The 12,257-nt window shown below is 74.8% G+C and carries 12 protein-coding genes, 1 tRNA gene and 1 pseudogene; 10 read left to right on the forward strand and 4 right to left on the reverse strand.

Annotated features, from left to right (window positions below; translation table 11 throughout):
* Positions 1-41: 41 nt before the first annotated feature.
* Complete coding sequence (locus ACFY15_RS09180; RefSeq protein WP_390687143.1) at positions 42-677, forward strand: class I SAM-dependent methyltransferase; 636 nt, start codon at positions 42-44, stop codon at positions 675-677.
* Positions 678-710: 33 nt separating this feature from the next.
* Here the strand turns inward: ACFY15_RS09180 and ACFY15_RS09185 are convergent.
* Positions 711-1,559: pseudogene (locus ACFY15_RS09185) on the reverse strand (EamA family transporter); the annotation flags it as partial.
* 29 nt (positions 1,560-1,588) lie between these two features.
* Between ACFY15_RS09185 and ACFY15_RS09190 the strand changes: the two are divergent.
* From ACFY15_RS09190 to ACFY15_RS09205, 4 genes are all read left to right on the forward strand, one after another.
* Complete coding sequence (locus ACFY15_RS09190; RefSeq protein ID WP_390687144.1) at positions 1,589-3,073, forward strand: PLP-dependent aminotransferase family protein; 1,485 nt, start codon at positions 1,589-1,591, stop codon at positions 3,071-3,073.
* A 192-nt stretch (positions 3,074-3,265) separates the two neighbouring features.
* The gene (locus ACFY15_RS09195; RefSeq protein ID WP_390687145.1) at positions 3,266-3,757 is read left to right on the forward strand and encodes an LAETG motif-containing sortase-dependent surface protein; all 492 of its coding nucleotides are present in this window, start codon (positions 3,266-3,268) and stop codon (positions 3,755-3,757) included.
* Between the two features lie 8 nt (positions 3,758-3,765).
* The gene (locus ACFY15_RS09200; protein ID WP_390687146.1) at positions 3,766-4,431 is read left to right on the forward strand and encodes an RNA polymerase sigma factor; all 666 of its coding nucleotides are present in this window, start codon (positions 3,766-3,768) and stop codon (positions 4,429-4,431) included.
* On the forward strand, positions 4,428-4,934 hold the full coding sequence (locus tag ACFY15_RS09205; RefSeq protein WP_390687147.1) for a hypothetical protein: 507 nt from the start codon (positions 4,428-4,430) through the stop codon (positions 4,932-4,934). The genes ACFY15_RS09200 and ACFY15_RS09205 overlap by 4 nt, the downstream gene beginning before the upstream one ends.
* Before the next feature lie 33 nt (positions 4,935-4,967).
* On the opposite strand, the gene ACFY15_RS09210 is transcribed toward ACFY15_RS09205, so the two are convergent.
* Positions 4,968-5,420, reverse strand: coding sequence for a MarR family winged helix-turn-helix transcriptional regulator (locus tag ACFY15_RS09210; protein WP_390687148.1), 453 nt, complete (start codon positions 5,418-5,420; stop codon positions 4,968-4,970).
* Between the two features lie 195 nt (positions 5,421-5,615).
* Here ACFY15_RS09210 and ACFY15_RS09215 point away from each other — a divergent pair, with 195 nt between their 5' ends.
* The 3 genes from ACFY15_RS09215 to ACFY15_RS09225 all read left to right on the forward strand — a co-directional run bounded on the left by ACFY15_RS09215 (position 5,616) and on the right by ACFY15_RS09225 (position 9,025).
* Complete coding sequence (locus tag ACFY15_RS09215; RefSeq protein WP_390687149.1) at positions 5,616-6,833, forward strand: MFS transporter; 1,218 nt, start codon at positions 5,616-5,618, stop codon at positions 6,831-6,833.
* Positions 6,834-6,868: 35 nt separating this feature from the next.
* A complete protein-coding gene (locus tag ACFY15_RS09220) occupies positions 6,869-7,315 on the forward strand; it encodes a heme-binding protein (RefSeq protein WP_390687150.1) in 447 nt (148 codons plus the stop codon).
* A gap of 87 nt (positions 7,316-7,402) precedes the next feature.
* Positions 7,403-9,025: a glycoside hydrolase family 20 protein gene (locus tag ACFY15_RS09225; protein WP_390687151.1), complete on the forward strand. Its 1,623-nt coding sequence runs from the start codon at positions 7,403-7,405 to the stop codon at positions 9,023-9,025.
* Between the two features lie 110 nt (positions 9,026-9,135).
* Here the strand turns inward: ACFY15_RS09225 and ACFY15_RS09230 are convergent, their stop codons facing one another.
* Positions 9,136-9,951: an endonuclease I family protein gene (locus ACFY15_RS09230; protein ID WP_390687152.1), complete on the reverse strand. Its 816-nt coding sequence runs from the start codon at positions 9,949-9,951 to the stop codon at positions 9,136-9,138.
* Positions 9,952-10,169: 218 nt separating this feature from the next.
* On the opposite strand from ACFY15_RS09230, the gene ACFY15_RS09235 reads away from it, so the two are divergent.
* Positions 10,170-10,736, forward strand: coding sequence for a DJ-1/PfpI family protein (locus tag ACFY15_RS09235; RefSeq protein ID WP_390825272.1), 567 nt, complete (start codon positions 10,170-10,172; stop codon positions 10,734-10,736).
* 61 nt (positions 10,737-10,797) lie between these two features.
* On the opposite strand, the gene ACFY15_RS09240 is transcribed toward ACFY15_RS09235, so the two are convergent.
* A complete protein-coding gene (locus tag ACFY15_RS09240; protein WP_390687154.1) occupies positions 10,798-11,610 on the reverse strand; it encodes a glutamate ABC transporter substrate-binding protein in 813 nt (270 codons plus the stop codon).
* A gap of 484 nt (positions 11,611-12,094) precedes the next feature.
* On the opposite strand from ACFY15_RS09240, the gene ACFY15_RS09245 reads away from it, so the two are divergent.
* Positions 12,095-12,167, forward strand: a tRNA-Arg gene (locus ACFY15_RS09245).
* The last annotated feature ends 90 nt before the right edge of the window (positions 12,168-12,257 follow it).

Here is a 12,257-nt window from a genome sequence, read left to right on the forward strand (position 1 = left end):
GGGACGAGGACGAGGACGAGGACGAGAGGCAGGACCGCACGATGACCGGAGGCAAGACCGCCGCAGAGGTGTTCGACGCGCTCGCGGAGCGCTACGAGGAGGCGTTCGGCGGCATCCCGGCCCAGCGGCAGGCCCTGGACTGGCTCACCGGGCGGCTGCCCCGCGGCGCCCGCGTCCTCGACGTCGGCAGCGGCACCGGCCGCCCCACCGCCGAGACCCTGGTCCGCGCGGGCTGCGCCGTGACCGGGATCGACGTCTCCGCCGAGATGGTCGCCCTCGCCCGCACCCGGGTCCCCGGGGCCCGCTTCGAGCAGGCCGACGTCCGCACCTACACCCCGCCCGGACCCGAAGGCTTCGACGCGGTCTGCGCGTTCTTCCCGCTGCTGATGATGGACCAGTCGCAGATCGCGGCCTCACTGGAGCGGATGGCCTCCTGGACGGCGCCCGGCGGCTACCTCGTCGTCGCCACCGTCCCCGGCGACATCGACGCCCTGGACATCGAGTTCATGGGCCACCGGGTCACCGTCAGCAGCCTCTCCGCCCAGGAGTACCGGCGCCGGATCGAGGCGGCGGGGCTGGAGGTGCTGCACCACGAGACCGTGCTGTTCCACCCCGCCGGCGGTCTCGCCGACCCGGAGGAGCACCTCTTCTGCCACGCGCGGCGTCCCCTGTCCTGAGGCCCCGCCGCGCAGCCCCGCCGCCAGGCCGCCGATCACCACCGCCAGGCCCAGCCACACCGCCGGACCCGGCACGCCGCCGCCCGACAGCGCGCCCGCACCGGCCGCCGCGAGCGGGGCGACCCCCGTCAGCAGCCCCGCCCGGCCGGAGCCCACGGCCGCCACCGTGCGGTACCAGAGCAGGAACGCCACCGCCGTCACCAGAACCGCCAGGTAGCCCACCGCCGCCCACTGCGCCGCCCCGAGCTCCGTCAGGGCGGACGCGGGCTCTGCGGACACCGCGAGCACGGCCAGCACCACCGCCCCCATCCACACCGCGTGCACGGACACCCCCCACGCTCCGAGCCGCCCCAGCACCGGCACCGCCAGCAGCGTGAAACCCGCCTCGCAGGCCAGCGCCAGCACGGCCCAGCCCACCCCGGCGGCGTCCGTGCGCCCGGCCCCCTGCACCAGCACCGCCCCGGCGACCACCACCGGCGCCGCCAGCAGCACCCGCCGGCTGGGCCGGCGCCGCTCCAGCAGCGGGCCGATCAGCCCGAGCGCGACCGGTACGGAGGCCACGGCCACGGCGATCACGGCGGGCTCGGCGTGCCCCACCCCCCGGACGACGGCCACGTTGAACAGCACCAGACCGGTCACCGCCACCCCGGCCAGCCACAGCCACTCCCGCCCCCGCGGGCGCGGCAGCGGGACTCCGGCGGCCCGGGCGAGGAGGACGAGGACCAGCGCGGCGGCCGCGTAGCGCACCGCCTGGGCGGTGAACAGCGGGGCGTCGGACAGGGACCGCGAGACGGTGACACTGCTGCCGACCAGTGCCATGCCGACGACGCCGGGAGCCAGGTCGCGCAGGGCAGCGGCGGGAAGGGAGGGGGAGGTGCTCATGCGGACCAGCCTGGAGGCACAATGGCCCGGTGAGCAGGTCCAAAGAAGCCCCCGACGACAGGTCCACAACCGGCTCCTCCACCACCGGCTCCGACTTCCTCCAGCTCGACATCGGCCGGGCCCCCGAGGGCGGCCGCACCGAGTGGCTCGCCGGGCGGCTGCGCGCCGCGATCGCGGACGGCACCCTGCCCGTCGGCAGCCGGCTGCCCGCCACCCGGGTCCTGGCCGCCGAACTGAACGTCTCGCGCGGTCTGGTGACAGAGGCCTACCAGCGGCTGGCCGAGACCGGCCAGGTGGCGGGCCGCGGCCGGGGCGGCACCGTGGTCGTCGCGGCCCCACCGCCCCCGCCGCCGGCCGGTGCGGCCCGGCCCGCCGCCCCCCGAGGCGGGCCGGTCGACGCCCTGCGCGCCGTCCCGTGCCGGATCGACCTCTCGCCCGGCGTGCCCGACCTCACCGCATTCCCGCGCACCGCCTGGCTCCAGGCCGAGCGCCGGGTGCTCGCCGGCCTCACCGCCGCCGACTTCGGCTACGGGGACCCGCAGGGCGCACCCGCCCTGCGGGAGGCCGTCGCCGGGTGGCTGGCCCGCAACCGGGGGATCCGCGCGGACCCCGGCGAGGTCGTCGTGGTGGCCGGTGTCGCCCAGGCCCTGGGACTGCTCGCGGCGGTGCTGCGCGGGGCGGGCGTGCACCGGGTGGCGGTGGAGGACCCCGGCTCGCTCGGCGCCCGGCAGCAGCTGGAGCACGGCGGACTGCACACTGTGGGGGTACCGGTGGACGGGGCGGGGCTGGATGTGGCCGCGCTGCGGGGGAGCGGCGCCGGGGCGGTCCTGCTGACCCCCGCCCACCAGTTCCCGACCGGGGTCGTGCTCGACGGGGAGCGGCGCCGGCGGCTGCTGGCCTGGGCGGCGGCAGGGGGACTGGTCCTGGAGGACGACTACGACGCCGAGCACCGCTACGACCGCGCCCCCGTGCCCGCCCTGCGGGCCCTGGCCCCGGAGTCGGTCTGCTACGCCGGCAGCGTCTCCAAGCTGCTCGCGCCCGCGCTGCGGCTGGGCTGGCTGCTGGTCCCGCCCCGGATGCGCGACGAGGTCGTCGAGGCCAAGCGCTACGCCGACCTCGGCAACCCCGTCCTCGCCCAGCTCGTCCTCGCGCGGCTGATGGACTCGGGCGAACTGGAGCGACACCTGCGCTTCGTACGCCGGCGCCACCGCCGCCGCCGGGACGCGATGCTCGGCGCCGTTGCCCGGCACCTGCCCGGCGCCCGGGTGCACGGCGCGGCGGCGGGCCTGCACCTGATGGTCACCTTCGACGGCGCGGCCTTTCCCGACACGGCGCTGGCCGCCGCCGCACTGGCCCTCGGGGTCAAGTCCCACCCGCTGTCCTGGCACCGCCTGCGCCCCGGCCCGCCGGGCCTGGTCCTCGGCTACGCGGCCGGGGCTGCCGCCGAGATCGAGGAGGGCGTGGCCCTGCTGGGCCGGGCCCTGCGCGGGTGCACCCGGGGCCGGCTGCGCTGAAGCGCCCCGGGGGCACGTCCTCCGACGGCCGGGCGGACACGGGCGCGGAGGCGTTCCGCGGCCGCCGCCGCGCCCCTCGGCGGATCCCGCGGAAAATATTTCGGGAACGGCGGCAACCGATCGCGGACCCGCGCGTCGTGCGGGGGTGAAGGGCGAAGTTCCGAGCCCTGGACCCGACCGTGGAGATGCACCGTGAAGAACCTGAAGCGCGTTCCCCTGTCCGCCCGCCGGGCGGCCGCCGTCGCCGCCGCCACCGGGGCGGTCGTCGCCCTCGGCGGACCGGCCTTCGCCGCGCAGGGGCCTTCCGCCACGCCGGCGCCGCCCTCCACCTCGGCGGCGCCGCACCCGGTCCCCTCGCAGCCGGCCAACGGCCAGCCCTCCGCCATGCCCGCGCAGCCCGGCGGCAAGCCGAGCCCGGTCCCGACCCACCCGGGCGGCGGCAGCGGCCAGCCCTCCGCCATGCCCTCGCTGCCGCCGGGCGCCACGCCCAGCCCGTCCGTCTCGCAGCCGGGCAGCGGCCGGCCCTCCGCCGTCCCCTCGGGGGAGCCCGGCTCCGGCGAGGGCGCCGAGCTCGCGCATACTGGCTCCTCGGCGACCACCATCGCCCTCGGCGCCGGAGCGGCCGGGCTCATCGCCGTCGGCGCGGGCGCCCTCTTCACCGTGCGGCGCCGCGCCGGCAACTGAGGAAACACGTGCTCGCACTCGCACCGTCCGCCAGCCCCGCCGCGCCCGGTTCCTTCCGGGCGTGGCGGGGCTTGTGGTGGTGGCTCACCCGACGCGAAAGCCCCGCCCCGCCGGCCGGACCCGGCGCGCACCCCTACCCGTACACCTACGGCACGGCCGGCCGGGAGGACGCCGGCGACCCCGCGCCCGCGCCGACCGTCAGCGAGCTCTACCACGCCCACCGGCTGTCCATGGTCCGCCTCGCGGTGCTCCTCGTCGACGACCTGGGCACCGCCGAGGACGTGGTCCAGGACGCCTTCACCGCCCTCTACCGGCGGCACGGGGAGCGGATCACGGAGGTGGACAACGCGCTGGGCTACCTGCGCACCTCCGTCGTGAACACCGCGCGCTCCGTGCTGCGCCGCCGCCGTACGGCCCGCGCGTGGGTGCCGCCGGCCACGGCCGACGTGCCCTCCGCCGAGGCGTCCGTCGTCCTGGACGAGGCGCACCGCGAGGTCCTGGCGGCGCTGGGCCGGCTGACCCCGCGCCGCCGCCAGGTGCTGGTGCTCAGGTACTGGGCCGACCTCAGCGAGGCGGAGATCGCCGAGACCCTGGGCATCAGCCGGGGCTCGGTGAAGTCGAACGCCAGCCGCGCCCTGGACGCGCTGGAACGGATTCTGGAGGGACGGGTATGACCGGCGAACGCCCCGTGGAGCGCCGGCTGCGGCAGGCCATGGAGGCCCGGGCCGAGGAGGTCACCGTGCGCTCGCTGCGCCCGGCCGACCCGCCGGGCCCGCACCTCAGGGCCCCCCGCGTCCGGCTGCGCCGTTCGGCCTGGGTCCTGGCAGGCCTGTCCGGCCTGGCTGCGGCCGCCGTGGCCGGCTACCTGGTCCTCGGCCCGGACGGGGTCCCGGCCCGCCCGGTTCCGCCCGCCGCGCCGCCGGAGCTCACCCCGGCCCCGACGCCGACCCCGACCCCGGGCGGGCCGTCGAGCGCGACGCCCTCGCCGGAGCCGTCGCAGCCGTCCACGGGCGCGGCGAGCCCCCGCCCCACCCCGACGCCGTCGGCCCCTTCGGCGCGCCCGCAGCGCACGACGCCCGCGCCCCCGCCGACGCAGGGCCCGGTGCAGAGCTCGGCCGTGCCGTCCTCAGGGTCGGGCGCCGGACAGCCGTCGGCGTTCCCGAGCCCTCCGAGGTAGCAGCCCCGGGCCCCCCGGCCTCGCCGCCGGGGGCTACCCGCGCAGGTTCTCGACCGCCGCCACCAGCGGGGCCAGTTCCGGGCGGCCGGCGGCCTCGTCGAGAGCCTCGCGCAGGGCGGCCGCGTTGGTGGGGCGGGCCTCGGCCAGCAGGTCGAGGCCCGCCCTGCTCACATCGGTGTAGATGCCGCGCCGGTCCGTGTCACAGAGGTAGCGGTTCAGCAGCCCCCGGTCCTCCAGCCTGCTGACCAGCCGGGTCGTCGCGCTCTGGCTGAGCACCACCGACTCCGCCACCTGGTTCATCCGCAGGTGCCCGCCGGGCCCGTCGTGCTGGCGGCTCAGCACGTCCAGCAGGGAGTACTCGCGCACGCTCAGCCCGTGCCCCGCCTGCAGGGCCCGCTCCAGGTGGGCCTCGATCCGGCCGTGGAGGAGGGAGAGGGCGCACCAGCCCTGGGCGAGGGGGGTGGGGGCGCTGTCCGTGGCCGTCATGGGCTCCTCCGTCGTCAAGGCGAACGCGTGCGGCGTGCGCGTGCGCGTACACCCAGGATAGGGGACGCGTGCAATAGCCCGCGCTTGCAAATATCAGGCGTCTGCAATTAATGTGGACGACTGTAAACGGCTGGCGCAATCTTCCGGCCGCTTCTCCCGCACTGACCTCCCCCCACCCTGAAGGGCCGCACGCTCATGCCTCTCGCGCTCCTCGCCCTCGCCATCGGAGCCTTCGGGATCGGCACCACCGAGTTCGTGATCATGGGCCTGCTGCCCGAGGTCGCCGCCGGATACGGCGTCTCGATCCCGACCGCAGGCTTCCTGGTCACCGGCTACGCTCTCGGCGTCGTCCTCGGCGCCCCCGTGATGACCGTCCTCGGCACCCGCGTCCCCCGCAAGCGGATGCTGATGCTGCTCATGGGACTGTTCGTCGCAGGCAACGTGCTCTCGGCGCTGGCCCCCGCCTTCGGGGTGATGCTGGCCGGCCGGGTCGTCGCCTCCCTCGCCCACGGCGCGTTCTTCGGGATCGGCGCGGTCGTCGCGGCCGGGCTCGTCGCGCCCGAGCGCAGGGCCGGCGCCATCGCCATGATGTTCACCGGCCTGACCGTGGCCAACGTGGTCGGTGTCCCGCTCGGCACCCTCGTCGGCCAGCACCTCGGCTGGCGCGTCACCTTCCTGGTCGTCGCCGCGTTCGGCGTCGTCGGCCTCCTGGGCATCGCGCGCCTGGTCCCCGAGCTGCCCCGCCCCGAGGGCGTACGGATCCGCCACGAACTGGCCGCCTTCCGCAACGTCCAGGTGCTGCTCGCGATGGCCATGACCGTGCTCGGCTTCGGCGGTGTCTTCGCGGCGATCACCTACATCACCCCGATGCTCACGAACGTCGCCGGCTTCGCCAACACCTCCGTGACCTGGCTGCTGGTCCTCTTCGGCCTGGGCATGGTCGCCGGCAACCTCGTCGGGGGGCGCCTCGCCGACCGGGCGCTGATGCCGATGCTGTACGTGTCCCTGGGCGCGCTGGCCCTCGTCCTCGCCGCCTTCACCCTCACCGCCCACAGCAAGGCCGGCGCCGCCGTCACCGTCGCCCTCATCGGGGCCCTCGGCTTCGCCACCGTGCCGCCGCTGCAGAAGCGGGTCCTCGACCAGGCCGCGGGCGCCCCCACGCTGGCCTCCGCCGTCAACATCGGCGCCTTCAACCTGGGCAACGCCCTCGCCGCCTGGCTGGGCGGCCTGGTCATCAGCGCCGGCCTCGGCTGGACCGCCCCGAACTGGGTCGGCGCCGCCCTCGCCGCCTCCGCCCTGGTCCTGGCCCTCGTCTCCGGCGCGCTGGAGCGCCGTACCTCCCGCCGGGCGGCGGCAGGGAGCCGGGTCGTGGCGGCAGGCACCCCCGCCGCCCCCGCCCCCGTCCACCGCTGATCCCCCACCGATCCGCCCCCGCACAGGAGCACCACATGTCCCGCACCCCCCGTACCGCCGTCTCACCGCTGACCACCGAGGACGCCGAACTGCTCGTCACCGCCGCCCGTACCGCCGCCGAGGCGGCCGGGGTCGCGGTCAGCGTCACCGTCCTGGACGCGGGCGGCCACTTGCTGGCCTTCCGCCGCGACGACCGGGCCGTCCTGATCTCCGGCGAGACCACTACCCGCAAGGCCTACACCGCCCTCCAACTGAACGCCCCCACGGCCGCCCTCACCGAGGCCGTCCTGCCCGGCGCGCCCTTCCACTCCCTGCCCACCGCCCTCGACCGCCCGCTGCTGTTCATCGCCGGCGGCCTCCCGGTCCACCGCGACGGCCACCTCGTCGGAGCCGTCGGCATCGGCGGCGGCGCCCCCGAGCAGGACCACGGCTTCGGCGAGGCGGCCCTGGAGGCCCTCGGCCGCGCCGATTCCGACGCCTGAGTCCGCCCGGCCAGGGGCACCCTCCTTCCGCCCCGGGTCGCGCGCACCGGTCCCCCGTGCCAGCTTGGTACGGGGGACCGGTGCATCATGAGGCGGACGAAGAGAAGGCGCGGCACGGGACGGACCATCGCGACGGCAGCGGCCGCCGGCCTGGTCTCCTTCGCCGTTCCGGCGTGCTCCGCGGGAGCCGAGGACACGGGCGCCGCCCCCGGCGCCACCGCCCCGCCGGGAAGTCCGCCGCCCGCCTCCGCCACCCCGGCCCCGCCGCCGGCCTCCTCGTACCCGCTGTCCAGCGCCCCGCGCACGGTCCCGGCCGTCCGCGAGCACACACCCGCCCGGGGCCCCGGCTGGAAGCCCGCGCCCGCCGGGCGGGTGCTCGTGGCCCCCGCCGACAGCGCGGCGCTCTCCGACGAGGGCCGACTGCTGGCCGGCGAGCTGCACCTCGGGTACGTCGAGTCCGACCAGGCCCGGCCCGGCGACGTACGGCTGGCCCTCGGGGCGAAGGGGGCGCCCGAGTCGTACACCCTCACCGTCCGGGACGGCCGGGTCACCATCACCGGCCCTGACGAGGCGGGCGTCTTCTACGGCACCCGCACCCTCAAGCAGGAGATACGCGGGGCAGGGGCGGCCCCCGAGGGCACGGTGGAGGACGCCCCGGCCAAACCGCAGCGGGGGCTCAACCTGGACATCGCCCGCAAGAACTTCGCCCCCGACTGGATCGAGGACCGGCTGCGCGAGATGGCCGACCTCAAACTCAACCAGCTCGGCCTGCACTTCTCCGACGACCAGGCCTTCCGGATCCAGTCGGACACCCACCCCGAGATCGTCTCCACCCCGCACCTCACCAAGGCCGACGTCCGGCGGATCACGGCACTCGCCGCCCGGCTGCACATCGCGCTCGTCCCCGAGATCGACTCTCCCGGCCACCTCGGCGCGGTGCTGCGCGCCCACCCGGAACTGCAGCTGCGCGACGCGTCGGGCCGGGCCGTCAAGGGCGCCGTGGACATATCCGACCCGGCGTCGGCCCGGCTCGTGGACGACCTGCTGCGCGAGTACCTGCCGCTGTTCCCGGCCGGTGCCTGGCACCTGGGCGCCGACGAGTACCAGGCACTGGTCGTCAAGGACCCGGAGGCCTCCTTCCCGCAGCTCGCGCGCGCCGCGCGTGCCCGCTACGGGGCCACGGCCCGGGTGCAGGACCTGGCGACGGGCTGGCTCGACGACCGGGCCGCGGTGGTCCGCCCCTCCGGCAAGGCGCTCAAGGCGTGGAACGACGGGATCTTCGCGGGCGGCATCGCCAAGGCGGCCCCGGACATCCAGGCCGAGTACTGGACCGGCAAGGAGTACGGCGCCCGGCCGCCGACGGAGTACCTGGCCACGGGCCGCAAGGTGGTCAACCTCAACGACGAGTACCTCTACTACGTCCTCGGCGAGCCCAACCAGTTCACCTATCCCACCGGCAGGCGGATCTACGAGCAGTGGACGCCGCTCGTCCTGCGCGGCACCACCGCCGTCCCCGCCGCGTACGACCCGCAGATCCTCGGTGCCCGCCTCGCCGTCTGGTGCGACCTGGCCGCCTCCCAGACCCCGGCCCAGGTGGCCGCCGGCATCCGGATGCCGCTGGCCGCGCTCTCCCAGAAGCTCTGGGACCCGCGGCCGCCGCAGGACCCCTGGCCCGAGTTCCAGGCCCTCGCAGGCCGCCTGGGGCCCTGAGCGGCGGCCGCCGGCCGGTCACGGGCGTCCGCTGCCCGGGGCCGGAGGACGTACTCCGCGCCGGAACGCGCGGGATCCGCGGCAAGTGGCCGCCGAGCCCGCCGGGGCCGCTACCAGATCGAGTTGACCCACTCCGGGTGGTCGATGAACGGGTTGCGGTTGTGCTGGTAGGTGTCGAAGATGACCTGGTTGCGCCGCTTCTCGAAGGCGTCCGGCGGGTCCATCTGGTTCCACTGCTTCAGCAGGCTGATCCGGCCGAAGAGGGGGGCGGTGCCGTTGTTGACCTTGTCGTTCATCTCCAGGTCCGGGAAGCCGTCCCCGCCGTCGTAGCGCACGGCCATGTAGAGCAGCATGCGGGCGACGTCGCCCTTGACCGCGTCCCGCGGCTCGAAGGAGTCGGCGTCGGTGTAGCTGCCGGGGGCCTCGGCGACCGGGCTGCCGCCCATGTCGAAGTCCTTGTTGCCGCGCGTGCTGTTGACCGTGACGTCCTCGGGGCGCAGGTGGTGCAGGTCGGTGCCCGGGCCGGTGGCGGTGCCGAAGTCGCCGTGACTCTTGGCCCAGACGTGCTCGCGGTTCCAGTCGTCGACCCCGCCGCCGTTGGAGTTCTTGGACTGGGAGCGGCCCGAGTACACCAGGATGACGTTGTTGGGGTTGTTCGGGTCCTGGTCGGTGACCTTCAGCGCGTTCCACACGCCGTCGTACGTCACCGTGGACTGGTTCTTGATGATGTTGTGCAGGGCCGTCTTCAGCGCGGCGCCGGTCTTGCCCGCGGCGGCCGCGTAGTAGTCGTCGACGCTCGTCGCGGAGGCCGCGGCGCGGGGAGCCGCCGCTGTCCGCTGCGGGCCGGCCGTGGCGGTGGCCGGTATGAGGAACAGCGCGGCGGCCGCGAGGCCGGCGGCCCAGGGGGCCGTACGGGAGATTCTCATGACGTGGGGGATACCTCTCCACAAGCACCGCCCCCGCCCTGGCAGTTGGCGGGGTGTCGGGTGGCGAAGCGAGGCTCACATTGTCATGTATCGAACAGGTTAAAACCATGTGTCGTACGGGGTTCCGGAAGGCGTTTGCCGCCGGGCGGGCGCGGGCACGGTAGGCGGTGCCCGGACGGCCCCCCGGCCGGCCGCCGACAGCACCCCTGGAGCAGCCCATGGCAGTGAAGATCCTCATCGTGACCGGCGACGCGGCGGAGTCCCTGGAGGTCCTCTACCCCTACCAGCGCCTCCAGGAGGAGGGGTACGAGGTCCACATCGCGGCCCCCTCGCGCAAGAAGCTGCGGTTCGTCGTACACGACTTCGAGGAGGGCTTCGACACCTACACGGAGAAGCCCGGCTACACCTGGCCCGCCGACATCGCCTTCTCCGAGGTGGTCCCCGAGGAGTACGCGGCGGTGGTCGTCCCGGGCGGCCGGGCTCCGGAGTACCTGCGCAACGACCCCGAGGTGTGCCGGATCCTGGCCGCCTTCGCCGGGGCCGACAAGCCCGTCGCCCAGATCTGCCACGGCCCGCTGATCACCGCCGCGAGCGGCTCCCTCGGCGGGCGCCGGGTCACCGCCTATCCGGCGCTGGAGCCCGACATGCGGGCGGCCGGGGCCGAGTTCCAGGACTCCGAGGCCGTGGTCGACGGAACCCTGGTGTCGGCCCGCGCCTGGCCCGACCACCCCGCCTGGATGCGGGAGTTCCTGACGGTGCTGCGCGCCAAGGCGCCGCTGGCGTAGGCGCGCGGACAGGCGCGAGGGGCCCCGCCGGATCCGCCGGGGCCCCTCGCGTCCTGCGGTGTCAGCTGCCCGTGGTGACCCGCGGGGCCGGCTCGTACTTGTAGTTGGCCTGGCCGAAGTTCTTCTTCACGGCCGCCTCCCAGGAGCCGTCCGAGACCATCTTGCTGAGCGCCGCGTTGATCTTCTTCTGGAGGGCGCTGTCGCCCTTCTTGATGCCGATGCCGTAGTTCTCGTTGCTCAGGTTCAGCCCGACCAGCTTGAACTTGCCCTCGTTGCCCTTGCGGGCCGCGTACCCGGCGAGGATGGAGTTGTCGGTGGTCATGGCGTCGACCAGGTTGTCCTGGAGGGCGACCAGGCACTCCGAGTACCCGCCGAGCTCCAGCACGCTCGCCTTCGGGGCCAGCTTGCTGCGCACGTTCTCGGCGGAGGTGGAGCCGGTCACCGAGCACAGCCGCTTGGTGTTGAGGTCCTCGGCCTTGTTGATCGTGGTGTCGTCGGCGCGGACCAGCAGGTCCTGGTGGGCGACGAAGTAGGGGCCGGCGAAGTCGACCTTCTCGCGGCGCTTGTCGTTGATCGTGTAGCTGGCCGCGACGAACTTGACCTCGTTGTACTGGATCAGCAGCTCGCGGTCGTTGCTGAAGACCTCCTTGAACTCGATCTCGTTCGGCTTGTACCCGAGCTCCTTGGCGACGTAGGTGGCGACGTCGACGTCGAAGCCGGTGAACGTGCCGTCGGGCTCGCGCATGCCGATACCCGGCTGGTCGAACTTGATACCGACGGAGAGGGGCTCCTTCGGGGCTTCGCCACCACAGCCGGAAGCGGTGGCGGCGAGGGCGATCACTGCGGCGACCGCACCGGCCTTGGGAACCTTCATGTGCTGCTCTTTCCTCGGGAACGCGGATCCGCGGGGGGACTGTCGCGGGAAACGTGGGGGGACGTGCGGAACCGCGGGGCGCGAGGGCACGTGTATGAGGAAGCTAGGAAGGCGGCAGGCGCAGCGTCACTACATCTGAGGAAAACTTGAGGATAACGATCCGGTTCCGCCGGAGATCCTGCGGCGGCTGCGCTCCGCGACGGAAGAAGGGGGGCGGCGCATGGCGACGGGCGGGACGCTCGGGTCGGCACGGACCGAGGGGAACGCCCCGTTGTCGGGCGGCAGGGCGCGTATCGGGTTCATCCGGACATCGCGCCTCCCTGAGTCGGTGACGCACGCCCGGGAGGGGCGCCGCGTCACCGGAACCGACTTGCCGGCCGCCGGCCCCTGGCGGGGCGTCAAGCCCCTGGGTGACCGGTGCTCCCGCAGGTCATTCAAACTGGTGATCGAGTTTCGGCCACGCAGTCGCTATGATCACCGCAGCAAGGCCGTAGCGCAGAGGTCGTCGCGCCCAAGCATCGAGCTGGAGGACGTCGGTTCGAATCCGACCGGTCTTGCGTCTTCTTCCCGCCCCGACGGCACGGCGGCGCGCGCCGCCGCGCCGTCAGGGCGGTCGTATCCGAAGTTGCTCGGTCGCCGGAAGCCGG

Origin of the sequence: Streptomyces sp. NPDC001373 (assembly GCF_042895815.1) — a bacterium.
Classification (GTDB): Bacteria; Actinomycetota; Actinomycetes; order Streptomycetales; family Streptomycetaceae; genus Streptomyces.